A 22239-nucleotide genomic window follows, 5' to 3' on the forward strand; every position below is an offset into this window, starting at 1 on the left:
CATGAGTAGAAAAGATTGGACGGGCGGTTCGCCTAGCTGCGCCGCTCTTCTGCGCGCTGTGCGCAGATTTCCCGGAAACCGGCCGCCATGAAGCGCGCCATGCGGTCCCGGACGGAGCCGAAATCATCAGAGCTGCAAACACCGCCCGACAGCCGGTCGATCCGGCCCGTGCGTGCGAGGGTGAGCATCAGGGCGCCGGTGACGAAGTGATAGCCCCAGAACAGATCCTCGTCCGTGCTGCCGGGGATCGCCTTGCGCAGTAACGCAATGAGCCGCAGGACAACCGGATCGAAGTTCTGGTCCATCAGCTCACCGCCAAAAACGGTGTTGGAGAGCTGACCACCGATCATGCCGTAATATTTCCAGCTTTCTCCGCCCTGGCTGTAGAGATCGAGGTCTGTATCGAGGAAGGCGCGCAGCGCCCCTTCCACGGTCGGCTTGCCGCCCGTCTCAGCCTCATGGGCGTCCATGGCCTGCATACGCCGCCCGATGGTCTCAGCGGCCCGGCGTGAGAGGACGGCTCCGAACAGCGTGTCCTTGTCGGAGAAGTAATAGTTGAGCAGCGTGTGATGCACGCCGATATCGGTGGCGATGTCTTTCAGCGTGACGTTATAGAGGCCGCGCAGGGCGAACAGGCGCTCTGCCGCGTCGAGGATCTGCTCCATCTTCTCGGCGCGCTGCTGTTCCTTCACCGAAGGCTTGCGTGCCTTCTTTGCGGTGGTGCTTGCCGGTTTTGCCGCACTGGCTGATCTAGCTGTTGCCATAGTCCAATCTCAAACGCTGCTTGTCGATTTTGCCGGTTGGTGCCAGCGGCATGTCGTCAATACGGATAACCGCGTCGGGAATCCACCACGCTGCCACGCGGCCACGAAGCGGTTCGAGAAGCGACTCTTCACTTACAGTGTTTCCGCCACTTGTCTGCACAAGCAATATGGGGCGCTCGCCCCATTTGGGGTCGGCCCGTCCGATAACGGCGGCCAGAGATACGCCCGGATGCTGGCTGACCACCGCTTCGATCTCTGCCGGGTTGATCCATTCCCCGCCAGACTTGATGAGATCCTTGGCACGGCCGGTGATGATGAGGTTTCCGCCCGTATCGATGCGGGCGAGGTCTCCGGTAGAGAACCAGCCATCTGCGTTCAGGGCTGATTGCGTCTGCCCGAAATAGCGCGCAACCACCGATGCGCCGCGTACATGCAGATGGCCTTCGCTACCGCGCTGTTGTGGCAGGGGATTGCCGTCCGCATCCGTGATGAGAAGGTCAACGCCGATGCACGGGGTGCCTGACTTCTCCGCCGATCTGTTTGGATCATCTGGCCGGGCAAACGTGCCAGCCGGTGACAGTTCAGTCATGCCCCAGCTGGTCTGGACACTCACGCCCAGCACCCGTTCAAACCGTGCCATCAGGGCAGGCGCCAGAGGCGCGCCGCCGACCACAACCCGCTTCAGGCTGGGTGTCTGTCCGCCGGTGGCTTCCAGATGCTCCACGACGCCAAGCCACACCGTGGCGATGCCGACCGCCACCGTCACCTTTTCGGTATTGATAAGGGCGGCAAGCCGCGCGCCGTCGAGATGCCGGCCCGGCAGCACCATTTTCGCGCCTGCCGCGGGCAGGGCGAAGGTGAGCCCCCACGCATTGGCATGGAACATGGGTACGGCCACCAGCACGTTGTCGGCCTTCGAGATGCCCATGGCATCGGCCTGCAATTGGCGCAGCGTATGCAGGAAGCTGGCGCGGTGGGTGTAGGTAACGCCCTTGGGCGCCCCTGTGGTGCCAGAGGTGAAACACAGCCCACACGGGGATGTTTCCTCAAACCCGCCCCAGATTTCCTCCTCTGACGCCGAAGCAAGCATGGGTTCCAGAGGCGTGGGCTTCAGGCCGGGACCACCGGGAATTTCGCCCGCATCAATGACGAGCAGGTGCTCGATAGCCGGTGCCTTGGCCACCAGTTCGCGGGCCAGCGGCAGAAGGTCCACGCTGGTTATCAGCACGCGCGCCTGCGACTGGCCCGCCATATCGGCGAGCTGGCCAGCGGTCAGACGCGGGTTCAGGGTATGGCAGACCGCCCCCATGCCCATGATGGCGTACCAGACCTCGACATGGGCCTGCGTGTTCCAGGCGAGCGTGGCTACGCACTCACCCGCCTGTACGCCGAGCCCTGCAAGCACGTGCGAGGTCTTCACGCTGCGCTGGCGCAGTTGCGCATAGCCGGTACGCGTCTCGATGCCGCTATCACCTGCCGTTACCAGTTCGGCGTCGGGGTGCCAGCTGGCCGCATGGTCAAGGAATTTGTCGAGCGTGAGAGGAAAGTCCTGCATCGCTCCATGTATCAGTGGCATGCGGGCACTCCCGCAGGCAGAGGCGGAGAGACAATCCCGACATTCCAGTTCCACGCGATGCCTGCTGCTCGCCTGCGGCAAACAACGTCCTCGTGAAGCTCGAACATGCCTGGCATCAGACCGGTGCCGGGGCGCGGCTCTCCGGCAAACTCCATATAGCCTTGCGTATCACCGTAAGCGGGCCAGGCGGGGAAGCCGTCTGCTACCGGAACACCATCGCGGGCAAAGGACACCCAATATCCCACCATGGCGTCGGAGAGCGCCGTCTCCCGCTCGGTTTGCGGAACAGCCGGCCAATCGGGTGCCGTCCGGTCCAAAGTGCCGAACGCGTAGGGGATTTCGGCGGCGTGGAAGGCATGCAGGCCCATCTCGTCGGCAGCCGGATAGCTGTGGTTGAAATAGTAGAGATAGCTGTCCTGACCGGCTGCGCTCTGGCTGCGTACCAGGCGTTCTGCCGTCCAGCCATACATGGCGTCACGGGTGATCGCGAGAAGGCTCTCGGCCACATCATCAGCCGGATAGAGCTCCAGAAAGGCTGGCGCCAGTTCGCCATAGCGGGCCTCAATCTCGGCTGTATAGGCATCCGGGCTTTCAGGCGCTTCAGGCAGCAGGAAGCGCAGCGAGCGGATTTCGCCCTCATTGAACCCGGCAAGGATCGGCACCTGTGCCTGCTCGCCCCGGTCGAACTGATCGACAAGCTGATCAGGCAGGACATGACCATCAATCGCCGGGAAGGGGAAATACCCGGTCATCGCGGATGTCATGGTCAGCTCCTGCGGATCGGCAGCGCGCAGGTCAGCAAGGCTGTCATGGCCGGTCTGACCGGCCAGCCACGCACCCACCTCCTCAGCCGACGGCACGCCATGCGGATTGCCGCGCAGTGCAGGGGCCGAAATCATGTAGGCACTCTGGGCGATGACGCGGGCAAACAGCCCATGGGCGGCAGGCGCGCCCATCAGATACATGACCGACAGCGCACCGGCAGATTCGCCCGCTATCGTGACATTGGCCGGATCACCACCAAAGGCGGCGATATTACGGTTCACCCAGCGCAACGCCTCGATCTGGTCGAGCAGGCCGTAATTGCCGGAGACATTATCCGGTGATTGCGCGCTGAGCTCAGGATGAGCCAGATAGCCCAGAATGCCGACCCGGTAGTTGATGGTGACCACGACAACGCCTTCAGCCGCCAGCCGGGCACCGTCATACATGCTATCGCTGCCCGCCCCGCCGATCAGCGACCCGCCATGTATCCACACGAATACAGGCGCATTTTCAGCGTTTTCAGGTGCCCAGATGTTGAGCGAGAGGCAGTCCTCGCTCATCTCTCCGCGTTCCTCGGCATAGATGCTGCCGGGCCTGGAAGGTGGCTGGTGGCATACGGGGCCAAACTGCGTGGCATCGCGTATGCCGTCCCACCGCTCAGCGGGTACAGGCGCACGCCAGCGGTTATCGCCGGTGGGCGCTTCAGCGTAAGGAATGCCGCGGAACACTGTGATGCCGGCCTCGCTGACCCCCTGCAGGGTCCCGGCAGGTGTATCCACCTGCGCAGGCAACCTGGAGCAAGCTATAGCTGGCAGGCACAGCGTGACCGCCCCTGCCAGCGCGAGAAGGGTCTTGCCCGTCATGCCGCGGCCTCCTTGCCGGACCGCTTGAGTGCGCGCGCCAGCCAGAAGAACATGGCAATAGCGACGAAATAGACCGGGATCAGCGTATAGAAGGCGAGCTGGAGCGAGTTCTCCGGATTGGTGCGGGCAAAGAAGTCGCTCATGAAGCCCAGATAGGTCGGGCCAAAGCCTAGGCCGACAAGGTTCATCACCAGCAGCAGGAGCGCGCCGGCGACCACGCGCTGATCAGGCCGGACCTCTTCCTGCACCAGCGCCACAGAGGGCGACAGGTAGAAATAGTTCAGGCCGGTCGGGACCAGCAGGAAGACCAGTGCCAGCTCCCAGCTCGGCGCCCACACGAATGCAGCAAAGAGCGGCACCGCCAGTGCCAGCCCGATAGCGGGCAGCCAGGCATAGGCCGTCTTGTTGCGCGGACCCCATCTGTCGATGAGCCGTCCGGAGACGAACATGCCCCCACCGACACCCAGAAGGATCACGATGGCATACCAGATCGCCACATCGCCAAGTTCCATGCCCTTTTCGCGCATCAGGAAGAGCACGGTGAAGTTCAGCACCGCATAGGTCATGAACTGGGTCGCGGCGCAGGCCAGCGACACCCGCAACAGCACCGGGTCGGTGAAGAACAGGCGCACCGTCCCCCAGAAGGGAGATTTTGCCGGCACAGCCGCCGTATCAGCCGCAGGGGGCGTATCGGTGGCGTCGACCAGCGTGGCGACGGGTTCGTCCACCGCGGCCGGTTTGACATCCAGACCGCCGCGCTTGGGCTCGCGCATCCAGAACCACACGAAGATCGCGGTCAGGACGCCGATCACGCCGATCCAGATGAAGGCAAGGCGCCAAGAGTAGGCCGCCGCAATGGACGCGCCGAAGGCGATGCCCAGCGCCATCCCGATGGGCGGGCCAAGATTGAACAGGCTGAGCGCGGTGCCGCGCATGCCGGGCGGGAAATAGTCCGAAATGATGGCGTAGGAGGGCGGCACGCCGCCTGCCTCACCAACGCCCACCGCCATGCGCGCAACGGCGAGCTGGGGGTAGTTGGCAGCGAGACCGCACGCGGCTGTTGCCGCACTCCACAGGCCACAGGAAAAGGCGAGGACCTTTACCCGGTTGGTCCGGTCTGCCAGCAGCCCCACCGGAATGGCGAGGATGCAGTAGAACATCGCGAAATAGAGCCCGCTGATCAGGCCAATCTGGCCGTCAGAAATCCCCAGCTCGTCCTGAATGGGCTTGGCAAGGATGGAGAGTAGCTGACGGTCGAGGAAGTTCAGCACGTATACAAAGCACAGAGCCGCCAGCACGGCCCAGGCATAGGCGCCCGGGCGCGCAGCTTGCGCGCCCGGAACTGCCGCCGGATTGGAAATTGCCATTAGAAGCTATACCCGACCCGGACCCCGATCGTGCGCGGACGCTGCAAGGCGTAGCGCCCGTCGAGGAACGCTTCAGGGTGCACATAGGTGACCGAGCGGTCATCGAAGAGGTTTTCGACATAAACGCCTGCGGTAAGCCGGTCGAACGACGCGGCCAGGGTCCCATTGACGACGGTGTAGGCATCAGTGAAGTCGTATGTCGGGCTGGTTACGCCTGGCTGGCCGGGCACGTTGGGGAACGAGCTGGGGAAGCCGCCCACATGATAAACCGCCAGCGAGGCATTGCCTTCCGCATTGTTCATCAGGCCAAAATTGTAGTTGACCAGAAGCGAGCCTTGGAAACGTGGCCCCGAGAGCCGGATGCCTTCGACCGCGCCGGAAATGGCGGCCTCTTCCGGTGTAAGCGACGTCACCTTGGATTCGTTGAGGGAGCCGTTCAGCCCGATGGTCCAGCCATTGGCCGGGCGTGCCAGCAATTCAAGCTCAACGCCGCGTGAGCGCGCGCCGCCGATATTGGTGGCGAACTGAACGGAGTCCGACACCCGGTTGGCCTGGATCTGGATGCCGTCCCAGTCGATCTGATAAAGCGCGATGCTGGCATTCAGGAGGCCATTCATCCAGCTGCCCTTGAGGCCGGCTTCATAGCTGATCAGATCGTCTGAATCCGCGCCGAAGGGAATGATCAGATCGTTGGGATCGACAAGGCTCGGCCGCCCCGCAAAGGCATTGACGACAGGCGCGCGGAAACCGGTTGCCACAGCCGCATAGGCTGTCAGGCTCGGCACAGGACGCCAGGAGGCGCTAAAGCGGTAGGACGGGCCGGTCTCCTCAGCCTTGATCCCGGTCTCTTCCGGGATCGCCGTGATGGTCAGCGGGCCGGGAATCCCGAACAGGGCATTGACCAGGTAGTTGGAGTTATATCCGCCAGGCTCGGTGAACGCCTGCGCATCAATGCTGCCGTAGCGCAGACCGGCCGTGACCCAGAAATCTTCTGTGAAGCGGTAGGTGAGCTCGCCAAACGCTGCTGCTTCGTGCTGGAGGCTGTGCGAATACAGGCGCTGATAGTACTCATCCGGCAGACCGGTGATGCCACGGGCGGTCAGAAACGCCTCGTTGGAGCGGTAGCCGAAGTCCACATCGCGTTTGCGGCTGAAATAGAACCCGCCAACAACCCAGTCGAAATTCCCGCCGGTTTCGGAGACAAGGCGGACCTCCTGCGCGAAGTTCTGATCGTAGGCATCAGCGTCCAGCGCAAAAGCAATCGCCTGCCCGAATGTGCCCGCCAGATCGACATAGAAGCGCTGGTTGAAGCGCGAGTAGGTCGTCGAGCTGGTCAGCTCGGCCCCGCTGAACTGGTAGTTCAGCGTCACATTATAGTTGGTAAGCTCACCGGTGAACCGGTCAGGCCGGTCAGAGATGCGGACATCGCGGCCGAGCAGCGGATTGGTCAGCGAGGAATCCTGCGGATTGCTCTCTTCGCGCGACACCAGGAAGCGCAGGGAAAGCCGGTCGGTTGGCTGCCAAAGCAAGGTCGCCCGGCCGCCCCATGCTTCCAGCGTATCGGCATTGTTGATGCCGGTGCCGATATTGTTGACATAGCCTTCCTCGTTACGCAGGAAGCCCACGACACGCAAGGCGAGCTGATCCTCGACCAGCGGCATGTTGACCATGGCGTTATAGCGTTGGCGGATAGAGCTGGACCCGGTCACGCCTATATCGCCAAGGACGGATGCCTCGAACGTATTGAGGTCCGGACTGCGGGTAACGATGCGCAGGGCACCAGCAAGTGATCCCGAGCCGAACAGCGTGCCTTGCGGTCCACGCAGGAACTCGATGCGTTCGACATCGTAGAGGCTGGGGTCGAGAATGGTTGAATTGCCGTTGGCAGAGATAGGCAACTCGTCGATATAGATCGCCACGGTGCTTTGCAGATTGGCGTTATAGCCGTTGGTCGCAATGCCGCGCGCGGTGAAATTGTTGAAGTTCGCGGTCGGCCGGTTCAGCACGACACCCGGCGTCTCAAATGCCAGCCCCTCATAACCGACAAGTCCACGCGCATCGAGTTCGTCCTGCGAGAAAGTGGTGACGCTAAGCGGTACGTCCTGAAGCCGTTCTTCGCGGCGTGTCGCGGTGACGGTGATGATGTCCCGGCTTGCCTGAGCGGAGCGCTGGGCGTCCTCCTGATCGGTATCGGTCTGCGCGAAAGCTGGAGCAGCGATCGCCAGCGCCCCGGCGCTTGCCGAGGCAAAAAGAAATGCCCTCATTGATATTCCTCCCACTACGCCGGTCATGGGTGCCGACGCTCGACGGGAAGAGAACCATGCGATTCCGATGGAGTCAACATTCACTCACTCGTGTGTGAATGTTTGGCGTATATCGGTGACGCTGAAGGAATGCGAGCGGGCCTCAGCCTGATAGGAGCCCCCGTGCGGCGTGGAGCCGCCGGAGGTGCATGTAACTTATTGTAATTGCTTGCGCCCGTGTCGCACCGTGCAGCGCTCTTAAACGGCACGTCGCGCATCGGCGAACGACTATCAAGCTATTGTTTTTACCAGAGAAAAAGTGGTAGCGGGAGAGAGACTTGAACTCTCGACCTCAGGATTATGAGTCCTGCGCTCTAACCAGCTGAGCTACCCCGCCACTGGGGTTGAGGCGCTTTGCGCCCCCGGCGCGCACGAGGCACCGGAGGCGCGGATATACGCAAAGCCGTCAGCGGAGGCAAGCGCCCCCGTTCACCTGGCGGCGCTGAGGGGTAATCAGGCCGCGCGCACACCTTCCAGGAAGCGGGCGACGGCGCCGCGCAGCGTGCCGGCTTCCTGTGTCAGGCCATGCGAGGCTTCGTTCACCTGCGCTGCGCACTGGCCGGTTTCCGACGCCGCAGCGTCCACACCCTGAATGGCCTGCGAGACGCGGCGCGTACCGCCAGCGGCTTCCTGCGCCGAGCGCGTGATTTCCTCGGCCGCGGCGCGCTGTTCTTCCATGGCGGCGGCGATGGCGGTGGAAATCTCGTTCATCTCACCGATGACCGTGCCGATGGCGGTGATGGCGCTGACGGCCTTGCCGGTCGCGCTTTGAATGCCATTGACCTGTTCGGAGATGGACCCCGTGGCCCGCGCGGTCTGCTCGGCCAGCGTCTTCACTTCGGAAGCCACCACCGCAAACCCCTTGCCCGCCTCACCCGCACGCGCGGCCTCGATCGTCGCGTTGAGGGCCAGAAGATTGGTCTTCTCGGCAATCTCGTTAATCAGGCGCACCACACCGTCAATCCGGCCTGCCGCTTCGCTGAGTGCGGTCACATCAGCGCTGGCACCGGAGACTTCATCAGCGGCGCTGCGCGCAATGGTGGAGGAGCGCGAAATCTGCTGGGCGATCTCGGCAATCGAGGAGGTCATTTCCTCAGCAGCAGCCGCGACCGTATCGACATTCTGGGCTGCCAGCACACCGGCCTCGTTGACCTCGGCGGTCTGACCGGCCGCGCTGTGCGAGCTTTCGGTGAGCGCATTGGCGGCCATTTCCATTTCGCCCGCTGCGCGCGACACCTCTTCCAGGGCCCGGCTGGAGGTCGACTCAAACTCCTGCACCAGCGCCTCGATGGCCTTCGTGCGCTGTTCCCTCGCAGCACGCTCCGCCTCGCTCTGGCTGGCCAGACGCACCCGTTCGATCTCGTTCTCGCGCAGAACGGCAACCGCGCGGGCCATATCGGCGATTTCGTCCTGGGCATTATCGTCCAGCGCCTGGCTGGTATCGCCAGATGCCAGGGCGGTGGTGGTGCGCGAGATCCGCGTCAGGCGGTTGAGCAGGTTGTTGTTGACGTAAATCCACCCGATCAACCCGGCAATGACGACCGCGCCGATCGCCATCACGATCAGCAATATCTGTCCGGACAGAACGGCGGTGAAACCATTGGCACGCGCAGCCGCTGCCATGGCGTTGGCCTGTGCGACCACCTGCTCGACTTCGGCAGCCAGCATGGCATGTGCAATACGGGCATCTTCCACCGCGTCGGTGGCGGCGATTTCCGCTTCAATCTCCGAACGGCGCAGCGCAAAAACCCCTTGCGGGCCTTCGCCGCGTGAGACAAGTGCCTCCGCCGAGCGCGTCACCTCTGCGCTGGCCGCATCCCCGAGAATGGCAAGATTGACCAGCAGCTCATCCATCGCGAGCTCGAAGCGGCCCTCGACATCAGCGACTTCGCCCGCCGACATGGCGCCATCAAGCTCGGCATACTGGGTAAGTATCAGATTCAGATCGACCATGATGCGCAGGAAGGTTTCCAGCTCCGCCTGACCAGCATTTTCCAGCCCGGCTTCCAGCGCGGCAACGGCCTGCGCACGTTCGCTGATGGCTGCGGAAATGGCGTTCAGACGCGCATTGCGCGCTTCAAGATTTGCCGCCGTGGGCCCGTTAGCCGCTTCAATACCGGCGGCCAGATCATCCAGCAGCGCCGTCAGACTGGCGGTACGTGCCGCACTCAGCCCGGCTTCAGACAGCGCAGACACCGCAACGCGCGCACCGTCATAGAGTGTCTGCAGGCGCGTCTCGGACGCCGTCATATCAACCGTGTCGGACGAGCGTGCAAAGGCGGCCAGCTCGCCTGTTATCGCACTGCTGGCAGCGTCGAGCGCACCCGCCGCGCTTGCCATGGGGGCTGCCTCATCAACAACTTCACTCAGGGCGCCGCGTGTACTCTGCAGGGCGATGACACCGGCCAGCGCAGCTGCAACTCCCAAAAGCGCCACTAGGGCAAACGCCCCGATCAATCGCGTCTGCACCGAGTGAAGATTGAGTTGCATCATTAGTCTCCCGTTAGGGTTAACGCCCAGGGCGCGAATAAAGGCGGCCGGGAATCACCCCTGACGCCGCCTTTTCGTCTTAGACCCTAGCCTGCAAACGCAAAGTTAAAGACCTGTTCCACGCCTTCGGTCACTTCGTCGGCGGGCGCATACTGCCATTGCTCAAGCGCACGCAGCACGGCGCGGTCAAAAACGCCGGCCGGCGTCGCTTCGACGATTTCCACGTCAGCCACTTCACCGGACTCGGTGACATTGTAGCGAACGGAAACCGCGCCTTCGAGATTGCGGCGCTCGGCGCCACGCGGATATTCGGGAGCCACAACACGAACCGTCTCGCGGTCATTCATCGCCATTGCCGGAGCAACAAACAGACCCGAAGCCAGTACAGCGGCCATGCATACAGATTTCACGATTTTCATGATTTCACCCAACCCGTTAGTAAGCCGCTTGCGTGCAGCTTTTGATGAACACCCAGCCAGATCTTACGTCCGGCATGAAGGGTTCTAACAGGAAGGGGTTTCTGTCTGTTTAACCGCCCAGCCGAAAATGCACCGGGTGCATCAACGCTATTGCAGCTCTTCGGCCGCATGGCGCGCGGCCAGCGCCTCACCATCGGTCCGGGCGCTTTCGGCAGCTGTCTGGAACAGGGCAGAGGCCGCTGCGGTATCGCCTTGTGCAGCCCGCAGGCGGGCAAGACCAAGCGCAGCGCCATAATGACCGGGCTCAAAGGCCAGCACCCGCTCATACAGCGTGATCGCGTCCGCCGTGCTGTCTGAACCGGCCAGACAATCTGCGTGGGACGACATGGCGTTAAGGTCCCACGGCGTGTCTTCCAGCCGCGAGGCGCTCTGGGCGCAAGCCTCGCCGCTGGCGGCCAGAGCCGTCGGGCGCGCAGCAGAGGAAGGAGCTGTGTCACCATCTGGCCCTGTGGCATCCGGCGCGGGTTGCGTCTGGGCTGACGGGGCAGGACCAGCCTGATCTGGCGTCCGGCTGGTGCCAGCGCTGGCCACAGGGCGCAGCGGAGCCGCGCCAAGCACTACCCCCTCCAGCGCCACCAGAACGCCGCCTTCGCCCAGAAAAGCCTGCGCCTCGCCCCACTCACCCTCAAGGCGGATAGTGCAACCACCGTCCGCGCCCGGCCCGGTCTGCAGGCGGGTTACCGGGCGGCCAGCGGGCGGCAGTATCTCGCGCGCCTCGCAGGCAAAGCCGTCCAGCACGACATCAAGCCTGCCATCACTGCCCGTCGCTGCCAGCGCTAAAGGCTGGGCGTCGAGCGCCAGCCATATATCTGCCGAGCCTGCCTGAACGTTTGTCAGATAGGCATCAACCAGCCCCGAACGCTCCGGTTCGGGCGATATCTGGGCAAGAAGGGTGAGGACCAGGATCAACATGGCCGCGAAAATGGCGTGAGTCGCACGCGATGTGCGAGATTTCAGCCGATAGGCGTCACGGCGCAGGCATCATGCGCAAGAGCGCCGAGCGTGCGCCCGTCTGCATCGCGTACGCGCTCATAGAGGAAACACCCCTCACCCGCTTCGGGCATGCGGCCCGGCAGATAGAAGGGATCGCCTTCCCCCGGCAGGGCCGGTTCCAGGTCCGACACGGCACGCCAGCGCACGCCCTGACCGGTATGGGTGCAGTCAAACCGGCCATTGCCGGGATATTCAAAACGCACGGTCTGGCTGTCACCATCCCGGTAGGCAAGGCTCACCCGGCGGTCGCCAGCCCCGCGCACATGGGCGAGCGAGGACACCGCGCTGTCCGCGCGGCACGCCTCGATAGCGGGCAGGAACTCGCCAATCTCATGCGTCCAGAGCGGATAGGGGCCGGTCTCGCGCGCGCAGCCCTCATAGGACCGTCCGCCTATCTCCAGCGCCGCAAAATGACCGTAACGCATATCCCCGATGGCGCAGGGACCTGGCTGCAAAATGAGCGTCACATCACCATCCCGGCTCATACCGCCTTCAAAGCGGCGCACGCCGCCAGCAAGCCAGGGCTCGGCCATGTCAAAAGCGGGACTAAGGAGCCCGGCGGCACCCGCCATATGGATGATGGTACTGATGTCCACCCCGCCGCCAGGGCCTTCATGAAATGTCAGCTCCAGCGAGAAGCCATCCCCTTCGGCGATATAGCCGGAAAGTTCAGGCCGGGACGGTTCGCGCGGGGTGAAGTCTGCGGGCGCAGGCGCAGCGGAGAAACCGCTCGCCAGCCCGCCGGACGTGGTGGGGGCGCAGGCCGCAAGGCCAGCCATAAGGCTGGCAAGCCCTGCAATCAGCCAAGCTGTACGCATATGCGCCCCCTCACCACCAGTTCGGCCTAGTATACCTCGAACAGGCCCGCCGCGCCCATACCGCCACCAACACACATGGTGATGACGACGTATTTGACGCCCCGGCGCTTGCCCTCGATCAGGGCATGGCCAACCATACGCGCACCGCTCATGCCATAGGGGTGGCCGATGGAGATGGCCCCGCCATTGACGTTCAGCCGGTCATTCGGGATGCCCAGCTTGTCGCGGCAATAGAGCACCTGCACGGCGAAAGCTTCATTGAGCTCCCACAGGCCGATATCGTCCATTTTCAGGCCATTGGCTTTGAGCAGCTTCGGCACGGCATAGACCGGACCAATGCCCATCTCGTCCGGATCAAGACCCGCCACGGCAATGCCGCGATAGGCGCCGAGCGGGGTCAGGCCCCGGCGCTCGGCTTCTTTCGCTTCCATCAGCACGCTGGCCGATGCGCCATCAGAAAGCTGGGAGGCGTTACCGGCGGTGATGAACTTGCCTTCCTTAACCTTCTGGCCGTTCGCGTGAACGGTGCGAAGGCCCTGCAGCCCTTCCAGCGTGGTGTCGGCGCGGTTGCCTTCGTCTTTCTCCAGCTTCGTATCGACGATGGAGATCTGGCCGGCGGCCTTGTCCATCACGCCCATCTTGGAGGCGAGCGGGACGATCTCGTCATCGAACTTGCCGGCGGCCTGAGCCGCAGCCGTGCGCTGCTGGGACTGAAGCGCGTACTCGTCCTGCGCGTCGCGCGAGACCTTGTAGCGCTCGGCCACGATCTCGGCGGTTTCCAGCATGGACATGTAGAGGTCCGGCCGGTGCTCATTGATCCACGGATCAAACGCGCGGTGGATATTCATGTGCTCGTTCTGGACCAGCGAGATGGACTCAAGACCACCGCCGACCGTGACCGTCATCCCGTCAGAGATGATCTGCTTGGCCGCGATCGAGATCGCCATCAGGCCGGAGGCGCACTGGCGGTCCACCGTCTGGCCGGACACGCTGGTGGGCAGCCCGCCGCGGATGAGGCACTGGCGCGCCGTGTTCTGGAAGGTGGAGCCCTGCTGCATGGCAGCGCCCATCACCACATCGTCGATTTCCTTGGGATCAACGCCGGAGCGCTTCACCGCCTCGGCGATGACATGGCCGCCCAGCTCCTGGGCCTGTGTATTGTTGAAGGCGCCGCGATAGGCGCGGCCAATGGGTGTACGCGCAGTCGATACGATGACGGCTTCACGCATGATATGTCTCCTCCGGATCGCGTCGGTCTAGCCGAGCTTTACGCCAGCAGCTTCAGCCGCCTTGGCAATGAATTTCATGGTCTGCTGTCCGCCCTGTTCATAGGGCTCCTGCCCCTTGGCGTCGAGAATTTGCGCAAAATGCTTTGCGACATTTTCCGGCGTCTGTTCTGCCGGGGGCAGGAAGATGCCGTCCGTCTCATAGATCCGCGTGGCGGCATACCCGCCAGCCCCGGCGCACAGCACGGTGCGGCTCGGCGCGTCCTCGCTGACCAGATAGACGAGGCCCGCCGTCACGCTCTCCACCGTCATCAGCTTGAGCGCTTCTTCGGGGATCAGGCCCTCGGTCATGCGGGTGCGGGCGGTAGGCGAGAGCGCATTGACGCGGATATTGTTCTTCGCGCCTTCCAGATGCAGCACGTTCATGAAGCCAACCAGGCCCATCTTCGCCGCGCCATAGTTGGACTGGCCGAAATTGCCGTAAATGCCGGACGACGAGCTGGTCATCACCACGCGGCCATAATTGGCCTCGCGCATGATGTCCCACACCGCCTTGGTGCAGGTCGCCGCGCCCATGACGTGGACGTCCAGAACCGCCCGGAAATCCTCAAGGCTCATCTTGGCGAAGCTCTTGTCGCGGAGAATGCCGGCATTGTTCACCAGGATATCGACCCGGCCCCATGTCTTCATGGTGCTGTCGACCATGTCGGCGACTTCATCGGCCTTGGTGACATTCGCGCCGTGCGCGATGGCTTCACCGCCCGCAGCCTCGATCTCGTTGACGACGGCCTGCGCCGCGCTGATCGAACCGCCCGTGCCATCGACCGCGCCGCCCAGATCATTGACGACGACTTTCGCCCCGCGCGCGGCCAGTGCCAGCGCATGGGAGCGGCCAAGGCCCGCACCTGCACCCGTGACAATGGCCACGCGGCCATCAAACCGGATATCGCTCATGGATTATCTTCCCCTGATTGTATTTGCAGCTTTGGCTCCGGCAATGCCGGAGCGGTTATTGCTGGCGGGTATACTCCGCCTTTTTATTCTGGCGAAGCGAAGCGCTTTTCTTGCTGCAATGCAACAGGGAATGGACGCGAGGGACTTCTACCCCTTGCCGAACTTCGGGCTGCGCTTTTCCAGAAAGGCCCGGTAGCCCTCCTGAAAGTCCGCGCTTTTAAACGCCTCCAGAAAGAGCGCGCGCGTTGCATCGTCGTCCTCGCTCTGCCCGGCTTCAACGAGCGCGATAAGCTGCTTGGTGATTTTCGCCGAATTGGGCGAGGTCGCGGCCAGCATGTTGGCGTAGGTCTCCACCTCGCCGGCCAGACGGTCCACCGGCACCAGCCGGTTGATGAGGCCGGTGGAGAGCGCTTCGGAACCATCCAGCAGCCGCCCGGAGAACAGCATGTCCTTGGCGGTGGGAACACCCACAGCCCGGATGAGGCGCGCGGTATCGTTCAGCGTGTAGACCAGCCCCAGCTTGCCGGGCGTGATGCCAAAGCGCGAGCCTTCAGCGGCAAAGCGCATGTCACAGGCGAGCGCGAGGCCGCAGCCGCCACCCACACACGCCCCCTCGATCATCGCCAGCGTCGGGCGCGGGAAAGCGGCAAGGCCATCAAGCGCCGCCGCAATACTGCGCGAGTAAGCCTCTGCCCGCTCCGGCGTGGCGTACACCTCTTCAAACTCGGAGATATCCGCCCCGGCGGCAAAACTGCCCCCGGACCCGCTGACCACCAGCAGGCGCACCGCGTCATGGGTCAGCGCCCGCTCCAGCAGAACCGGAATAGCGCCCCACATCGCCCCGTTGAGCGCATTGCGCTTGTCGGGCCGGTTGAGGATGAGGTGGGCGGTGGCGCCGCGCACCTCCAGCCGGATCGGATCAGATTGCATCGGTAAAGCCTTGCTGCTGCCGACCCAATAACCGCACCACTGTGACCCGGCAATGTTTCGCCCGCCGCAAACACCGCTTTTTCACATAGCGGCAATGCCGCGATGAGGGGGTGGCGGCCCTTGCGCCATTGGTACCAAACGCGTAGTGGCAGGCGCGTCGTATCACCCCCAGCCAGGGACGCCGCCAGGGCCATGGAACTTGAATTCTTCAGCCGGTTCATCGCCGCGCTTTTCGCGATGATCAACCCGCTTGCCGCCATGCCGGTCTTTCTGTCCCTGACGGCCGGAAACACACCGCAGGCACAACGCAAAATGGCCATTCAGGCGGCGATTGCCACCGTGATCGCCTGCTTTGCCATCGCGATTGCGGGCAAGTTTGTGCTGGGCCTGTTCGGCATCGGAATCGACAGTTTCCGCATTGCGGGTGGCATTCTGCTCTTCACCATTGCGCTGACGATGATTTCCGGCGCGCGCCACACCTCCAGCGCAGGCACAGAGCGCGAGCGCGCCACGCAGGAGAATATCGACAATCCGGCGATCTATCCCTTCACCATCCCGATGACGGTCGGCCCCGGCACGATCACCACGCTCATCATCTTCTCCGAGCAGGCGTCCACCAGCCCGGTAAAGATGGGGGTTTTCGCCGCCGTCGTGCTGATCGTGGTCGGCCTGCTGCTGGCAGCCCTGCTGGTCGCGCCCTTCCTTGACCGGATGGTCTCGCACAGCGCGCGCACGGTCTCCATCCGGATCATGGGGATCATCCTGGCCGCGCTGGCGGTCGAGTTCGTCATTACCGGCCTTCGCGGCTCCGGCCTGATCGCGCTGAACGGGATGTAGGCGAACGCCTACATCACCGCTTCGTCCGCCGGGTCGCGCAGATTGTAGCGCGAGCTCATCACCGCGCCATACGCGCCCGCCTCGGCAATCAGGATGACATCGCCTTCGCGCGTTTCCGGCATCAACCGGTCAGCGCCCAGAAGGTCCGCGCTCTCGCAGATCGGCCCGACAATCGAGGCAAGTCCGGCAGGTGCCTCTCCCAGCCGGGAAAGGTTCACGATCTCGTGGCGAGCGCCATAGAGCGCCGGGCGGATCAGCGAATTCATGCCCGTGCTGATGCCGATGAAGCGGGTGCCAAAGCTCATCTTCACCTGCGTGACACGGGCCAGCAGCACGCCCGCCTCGGCCACCAGATAACGCCCCGGCTCCATCCACAGTTCAACCCCGTCCAGCGCACGCTTCACGCCCGCCAGCTCGCGGTCAACTACAGCCAGATCCAGAATAGGCGCCTCCGGACTGTCCGGCACGCCCAGCCCGCCGCCGACATTGATGATCTTCACGCCGCCTATGCCCGCTGCGGCCTCGCCCAGTATGCGGCCGATCTCGCGCCAGTGCCCGGCCTCGGTAATGCCTGAACCGGCATGAGCGTGCAGACCCTTTACGCTCGCGCCAGCGGCTTTCGCCAGCTCGGCAGCATGGCCGATCTGCTCCAGCGGAATGCCGAACTTCGCCTTCGGTCCCGCCGTGCGCACATGCTCGTGATGGCCGCGCGGGCGGTCCGGGTTGACGCGCAATACGATCTCCTTGCCCGCGAACAGGTCCGGCCATTCGCGAAGCGGGTGCAGCCCGTCAATCGTCAGGTGCGTGCCGAGCGCCATAGCCGCTTCGTACTCGTCGCGCGGGGCAAAGTTCGGCGTGAAGAGGATGCGGGCAGCGGGCAGATCGGGAAGGGTTTCGCGCACGCGCGCCACCTCGCCCATCGACACGCACTCAAACCCGATGCCAGAGGCTTCCACCGTGCGCAGCACATCGGGGTGCGGGTTGGCCTTCATGGCAAACCAGGCCGCATCCACGCTGGACAGCCCTGCAACAGCGCGCGAGCGCGCCGCCACCGTCTCCAGCTCATAAACGTAGAGACCGCCACTCTGCGGTGCCTGCGCCAGCAGCTCTTCCCTTCGCGCTTCCCACCAGGGGGCGGGCCGCACGGGGGCCGATGTCTTGACCGCCGGGGCATTGATCTCGGCCCAGCTCGGCCCGAACACGCGGTCTTCGGGCATCTGACCGATCAGGCTTTCATGCAGGTTCTTGGCCAGCGCCGCACCATCGGCCTCGTCCACCACCACGGTGAAATTGAGGTCATTGGCCGCCTGGCTGACCAGATGCACCGGCTTTTGCTGGAAGGCTTCAAAGGCGGGCGCAAGCTGGTGGAGAATACGGCGAATCCCATAACCCACCATCGAGACAGCCGCCTTGCCCTCCTCTATGCGTACCCGGCAGAGCGGGGCGAGCGCCGCACGCAACATGTCGAGGCGCGCCGCATCAAGCCCCGGATCTGGGTCCAGCGAGACGGTGACATTGGTCTCCGAGGTAGAGACCTGATCGACCGAAATCCCGCACTGCTTGAAGGCCGCAAAAATGTCGGCAAGGAAGCCCGCCTGACGCCACATGCCAGAGCCTTCCATCACGACAAGGCGCACACCCGTTTTTACCGACACCGCCTTCAGGCGCGGGGCGTCATCGCCCGGCTCGCCGGTAATGCGCGTGCCGGGCAGATCGGGGCGGAAGGTGTCTTTCACCAGCATGGGAATGCCCGCGCGCCGCGCCGGACCGACCGAGCGCGGATGGAGCACCTTGCCACCCATCGTGGCGATTTCCTGCGCTTCCTCATAGCTGAGCGCGGTCAGCATGCGCGCCCCGTCTGTCAGGCGCGGATCGGCACTGAAGAGTCCCGGTACATCAGTCCAGATTTCCACCCGCGCCGCACCGGCGCGCGCTGCGAAATAGGCCGCAGACGTATCTGACCCGCCCCGGCCCAGCAGCACCGTGCCGCCGCCCACGCGCGAGGCGATAAAGCCCTGGGTGAGGATCACGTCATGGGGCGCAAGACGGGCAATCAGCGCCTCGTCGCGCTCCTCGCTGACACCGTTATCGAGCCAGCTGCGTGTTTCATCATTGGTGTTGGTACCGGTTAGCACGTCGCGTGCATCAAGCCCCTCAGCCGCCACGCCCAGCTTTTTCAGCAATGCAAGGCCCAGCGCGGAGGCCATCAGTTCGCCCAGCGCCATCGTCTCGGCCCGCACACGCGCGCTCGCTTCGCCCACCAGCGCCATGCCCGCGGCAAGCGCATCAAGACGGGTGAACCAAGGGGCCAGTATCGCCGCGCCGTCCAGCCCTGCCTCGCTGGCAAAATCGAGATGGCGCTGGCGGATGGCCGCCGCAGCCGCTTCGCCCTCGCCCGCCAGTGCAAGGCCGGGGAGCGCTTCGAGCAGGTTGGAAATGCCCGAGAGGGCCGAATGCACGATCAGCACGCGCTCACCATCGGCCAGGCGTTTTCGGGCCAGACGCGCAATGATTTCCCAGTTTTTCGGGCGGGCTACCGAAGTGCCGCCAAACTTCATTACGATGAGGGAACGCGCCGTCATGGCATCTGCCTTGTCAATCGGGTCCGCAAAACGGGACGGAAGACCCTTCCTTTAGCGGTTATGCTGCGCCGCGCAACGGGTCTGCCTGTTTGCACTTCACCCACCGTCATGCCAGTGACACGCCACCGCGCTATCGCACCTTGGATATCTGCCGCCTGTCAGAGGGAAACATGATGACGCCGTTCCGCACCCTGATCGCCCTTACAGCCTTGCTTGGCCTTGCCGCGTGCGCCAGTACGGACACCGCCCGGCAGGCCCAGCACGCACCGGTAGACGAGCCAATCGTGCTGATGATCGGCGTGGACGGGCTGAGCGCCGGGGCGCTTGATCTGTTCGAGGCACCCCACATGCAGGCGCTGGCGGCGCGGGGTATCCGCCCTGAAGCCATGGTGCCGGTCATGCCCAGCGTCACCTTCACCAATTTCTATTCGCTGGCGACCGGGCTCTATCCCGAAGATCACGGCATGATCAACAACCACCCGTTCGATCGCGAGCTCAATGAGGGCTTCGTCAATCCGATGAGCGCGCAGGACAGCCGCTGGTGGAGCGGTGAGCCGATCTGGATCACCGCCGAGCGGCAGGGCCTGCCAACCTCCATCATGTTCTGGCTCGGCTCTGAAGTGGAGTTTGACGGCGACCGCCCCACCCGCTGGACCCCTTACGAGCACAACAAGCCCTATCAGGATCGCGTGGACGAGGTGCTGGCCTGGTTTGACGGGCCGGAAGGCGAGCGTCCGCGCTTTGCTGCCGTTTATTTCGATCTCGTTGACTCAATCGGCCACCGTGCCGGGGCCGACACGCCCGAAGTGGGTGCGGCCATCGCCACGGTGGACGGCTATATCGGCCAGCTCGTCGCCGGGCTGGAGGCACGCGGCCTCATGGATCGCACGCATATCCTGATCGTTTCCGATCACGGCATGGCGACCAACCCGGAAGAGAATGTCATCTATTTCGATGACTTCATGGACCTCTCAACCGTCTATGTCCCCGAAGTGCAAGGGCGCAGCGGCAATGGTTTCCGCCCGTTCGTGAACGTGTATGGCGAGCCCGACGCCATCGAGGCGGCCTACCAGTCCCTGCAGGGCGCGCATCCGCACATGCGCGCCTGGAAGCGGGGCGAAATGCCCGACCATTTCCGCTTCGATCACCCCACGCGCGGGCCAGACCTCTTCATACTGGCCGATCCGGGCTGGATTCTGAGCGCGCGCTCCCTGCCCCTTGGCAGTCCCTGGCGTTCGGTCGGCGTACACGGCTATGACGTGGCAGACCCTGTCATGCATGCAGGCTTCATCGCGGCTGGGCCGATGTTCCCAGAGGGCACCCGCCCGGCAGCATTCGAGAGCGTGAATGTCTATCTGCTGATCGCCTGCATTCTGGGGCTGGAACCTGCCGAGACCGAGGGCGACCCGGCGGTGATCTCTGCGCTGACCGGCGGACGCTGCGAGGTGGGGTAACTCTCCCTCGTCTGGTCTGCAAACCACCTCCCCGCTTGGCCTTCGCGATGTGACGGGCTATCGAGGGGAGGATGAGTCTGTTTGCCACTGGGAAGGATGCTTACGCATGTCCAACGCGCCACACCGCATTACCTTTATCGCCAAGACCTTCTCCGCTGCGGCGCTGGAGTTTCATCGCGGGCGGATGTCCGAGCGCGGCTACCGCATGGAAGGGCGCATCGAGCCGACCGTGTTCCAGCGCATCAATGATGACGGCTCCACCAGCGACGAGTTCGGTGGCGAACCGGTCTTCACGGTGACCTTCACCAAGCGCGAAGAATAGGAAGGCATAGGCACCGTGCTGCCCGCCAGCCCTGTCCGGCCCGAGGCCGTTGCTGATACGTTTGAACCCGCCACCAGCGCCGGACAGGCCGTTGATCGCTTGAGCGCGCTATATACCCGCTCGGTGAAGGCATTGCGCGCGGCGCTCAAAACCTATCTGGATGGCGGGCTGCCGCCGGGCGGAGCGGACCGGGCATCGGGCCTTTTTGCCTACCCTGAGCTGCGCATCACATACCAGCCCGACGGGCCGGTACCGCCCCTGAGCCGGGCCTTCGGCAAGTTTTCCGAAAGCGGGGTCTATACCCAGACGATCACGCATCCTGAGCTCTTCCGCGACTATCTGATGACGCAGATCAGCCTGCTTCAGGAAGAGTATGACGTGCTGGTGGAGACCGGGATTTCCACGCAGGAAATTCCCTTCTCCTACGTGCTGGATGGCGCCGAAGACCTCGACATGGACGGCGCAGCACCAGCCGAGCTGGTGCGCCACTTCCCCTATGCGGACCTGTCGCGCATCGACGATGCCCTGCCCAATGGCGAGCGCCCCTCCATTCCCGGCACGCCGCGCCCGCTTTCCCTGTTTGACGGCGCACGCACCGACTACTCGCTACAGCGCATCAAGCACTATACCGGCACGCCGTTCGAGGATGTGCAGGACTTCATCCTGTTCACCAACTACCACCGCTATGTGGATGCGTTCGTGGCGTGGGCGGCAGAACAGCTCAAGGCAGACAACGAGTATGAGTCGCTATCGGCTGCCGGGTTCGTGCATGTCGATGCCGGCACCAAGGATCCGCTTGGCGTGGTCGAGAGCGCACCCTGGCGTCGCTTCCAGATGCCGGCCTATCACTTGAAGGCACCGGGACGGCGCGGCATCACGCTGGTCAATATCGGTGTCGGCCCGTCCAACGCGAAGAATATCACCGACCATCTGGCCGTGCTGCGCCCCGAATGCTGGCTGATGATCGGCCATTGCGGCGGGCTTCGCCACTCCCAGCGCCTGGGCGATTATGTGCTGGCCCACGCCTATCTGCGCTATGATGCGGTGCTGGACCGTGACCTGCCGGTGGAAATCCCGATCCCGGCCATCGCGGAAATCCAGATCGCCCTGCAGGATGCGGTGAAACGCGTCTCCGGCGACAAGGGCGAGGCGCTCAAACGCCGCCTGCGCACCGGCACCGTCGTCACCCATGCCGACCGCAACTGGGAGCTGCGCTACCTGCAGGAGGCCCGGCGCATCAACCAGTCACGCTCCATTGCCGTCGACATGGAAAGCGCGACGATTGCCGCCAATGGTTTCCGTCTGCGTGTACCTTACGGGACGCTTTTATGCGTCTCCGACAAGCCGCTGCATGGCGAGCTGAAACTGCCAGGCGCCGCCAACCGCTTCTACAACAAGTCAGTATCAGAGCACCTGCTGGCGGGTATCGAAACGGTCCACATCCTCAAAGAAGCAGGCTCCGAAGCCCTGCACTCGCGCAAGCTGCGCAGCTTTGACGAGCCGCCCTTCCGATAAC

General features: G+C 63.7%; 17 protein-coding genes and 1 tRNA gene. 4 read left to right on the forward strand and 14 right to left on the reverse strand.

Annotated features, from left to right (window positions below):
* Positions 1–32: 32 nt before the first annotated feature.
* The 13 genes from ACQ5ID_RS09600 to ACQ5ID_RS09660 all read right to left on the reverse strand — a co-directional run bounded on the left by ACQ5ID_RS09600 (position 33) and on the right by ACQ5ID_RS09660 (position 15528).
* Positions 33–764 carry a TetR/AcrR family transcriptional regulator gene (locus tag ACQ5ID_RS09600; RefSeq protein ID WP_429912231.1) on the reverse strand — a complete coding sequence of 244 codons (732 nt, stop codon included), beginning with the start codon at positions 762–764 and terminating at the stop codon, positions 33–35.
* Complete coding sequence (locus ACQ5ID_RS09605; protein ID WP_429912232.1) at positions 751–2340, reverse strand: long-chain-fatty-acid--CoA ligase; 1590 nt, start codon at positions 2338–2340, stop codon at positions 751–753. Before ACQ5ID_RS09605 ends, ACQ5ID_RS09600 begins: the two co-directional genes overlap by 14 nt.
* A complete protein-coding gene (locus ACQ5ID_RS09610) occupies positions 2331–3968 on the reverse strand; it encodes a carboxylesterase/lipase family protein (RefSeq protein WP_429912233.1) in 1638 nt (545 codons plus the stop codon). The genes ACQ5ID_RS09605 and ACQ5ID_RS09610 overlap by 10 nt, the downstream gene beginning before the upstream one ends.
* The gene (locus tag ACQ5ID_RS09615) at positions 3965–5335 is read right to left on the reverse strand and encodes a spinster family MFS transporter (RefSeq protein WP_429912234.1); all 1371 of its coding nucleotides are present in this window, start codon (positions 5333–5335) and stop codon (positions 3965–3967) included. Before ACQ5ID_RS09615 ends, ACQ5ID_RS09610 begins: the two co-directional genes overlap by 4 nt.
* Complete coding sequence (locus ACQ5ID_RS09620; protein ID WP_429912235.1) at positions 5335–7599, reverse strand: TonB-dependent receptor; 2265 nt, start codon at positions 7597–7599, stop codon at positions 5335–5337. The genes ACQ5ID_RS09615 and ACQ5ID_RS09620 overlap by 1 nt, the downstream gene beginning before the upstream one ends.
* Positions 7600–7898: 299 nt before the next feature.
* Positions 7899–7975 (reverse strand) — tRNA-Met (locus ACQ5ID_RS09625).
* Between the two features lie 116 nt (positions 7976–8091).
* Positions 8092–10128, reverse strand: coding sequence for a methyl-accepting chemotaxis protein (locus ACQ5ID_RS09630; protein WP_429912236.1), 2037 nt, complete (start codon positions 10126–10128; stop codon positions 8092–8094).
* A gap of 86 nt (positions 10129–10214) precedes the next feature.
* Complete coding sequence (locus ACQ5ID_RS09635; protein WP_429912237.1) at positions 10215–10559, reverse strand: energy transducer TonB; 345 nt, start codon at positions 10557–10559, stop codon at positions 10215–10217.
* 135 nt (positions 10560–10694) lie between these two features.
* Positions 10695–11519, reverse strand: a complete 825-nt coding sequence (locus tag ACQ5ID_RS09640; RefSeq protein WP_429912238.1) for a tetratricopeptide repeat protein — start codon at positions 11517–11519, stop codon at positions 10695–10697.
* Positions 11520–11560: 41 nt separating this feature from the next.
* The gene (locus tag ACQ5ID_RS09645) at positions 11561–12418 is read right to left on the reverse strand and encodes a hypothetical protein (RefSeq protein ID WP_429912239.1); all 858 of its coding nucleotides are present in this window, start codon (positions 12416–12418) and stop codon (positions 11561–11563) included.
* Positions 12419–12444: 26 nt separating this feature from the next.
* Positions 12445–13647 (reverse strand): acetyl-CoA C-acyltransferase, encoded by a 1203-nt coding sequence (locus ACQ5ID_RS09650; RefSeq protein WP_429912240.1) that lies wholly within the window; start codon positions 13645–13647, stop codon positions 12445–12447.
* Between the two features lie 27 nt (positions 13648–13674).
* A complete protein-coding gene (locus ACQ5ID_RS09655; protein WP_429912241.1) occupies positions 13675–14598 on the reverse strand; it encodes an SDR family NAD(P)-dependent oxidoreductase in 924 nt (307 codons plus the stop codon).
* A gap of 147 nt (positions 14599–14745) precedes the next feature.
* Positions 14746–15528 carry an enoyl-CoA hydratase/isomerase family protein gene (locus tag ACQ5ID_RS09660; RefSeq protein ID WP_429912242.1) on the reverse strand — a complete coding sequence of 261 codons (783 nt, stop codon included), beginning with the start codon at positions 15526–15528 and terminating at the stop codon, positions 14746–14748.
* A gap of 192 nt (positions 15529–15720) precedes the next feature.
* Between ACQ5ID_RS09660 and ACQ5ID_RS09665 the strand changes: the two genes are divergently transcribed.
* Positions 15721–16365, forward strand: coding sequence for a MarC family protein (locus ACQ5ID_RS09665; protein ID WP_429912243.1), 645 nt, complete (start codon positions 15721–15723; stop codon positions 16363–16365).
* Between the two features lie 8 nt (positions 16366–16373).
* Here ACQ5ID_RS09665 and ACQ5ID_RS09670 read toward each other — a convergent pair whose 3' ends face one another.
* Complete coding sequence (locus ACQ5ID_RS09670; protein ID WP_429912244.1) at positions 16374–18947, reverse strand: bifunctional aspartate kinase/diaminopimelate decarboxylase; 2574 nt, start codon at positions 18945–18947, stop codon at positions 16374–16376.
* Positions 18948–19117: 170 nt separating this feature from the next.
* Here ACQ5ID_RS09670 and ACQ5ID_RS09675 point away from each other — a divergent pair, with 170 nt between their 5' ends.
* The 3 genes from ACQ5ID_RS09675 to ACQ5ID_RS09685 all read left to right on the forward strand — a co-directional run bounded on the left by ACQ5ID_RS09675 (position 19118) and on the right by ACQ5ID_RS09685 (position 22238).
* Positions 19118–20401, forward strand: a complete 1284-nt coding sequence (locus ACQ5ID_RS09675; RefSeq protein ID WP_429912245.1) for an ectonucleotide pyrophosphatase/phosphodiesterase — start codon at positions 19118–19120, stop codon at positions 20399–20401.
* A gap of 106 nt (positions 20402–20507) precedes the next feature.
* Positions 20508–20723, forward strand: coding sequence for an AMP nucleosidase (locus ACQ5ID_RS09680; protein ID WP_371393648.1), 216 nt, complete (start codon positions 20508–20510; stop codon positions 20721–20723).
* A 15-nt stretch (positions 20724–20738) separates the two neighbouring features.
* The gene (locus ACQ5ID_RS09685; RefSeq protein WP_429912246.1) at positions 20739–22238 is read left to right on the forward strand and encodes an AMP nucleosidase; all 1500 of its coding nucleotides are present in this window, start codon (positions 20739–20741) and stop codon (positions 22236–22238) included.
* Position 22239 lies beyond the last annotated feature (1 nt).

Source organism: Glycocaulis sp. (genome assembly GCF_050485565.1).
Classification (GTDB): domain Bacteria; phylum Pseudomonadota; class Alphaproteobacteria; order Caulobacterales; family Maricaulaceae; genus Glycocaulis.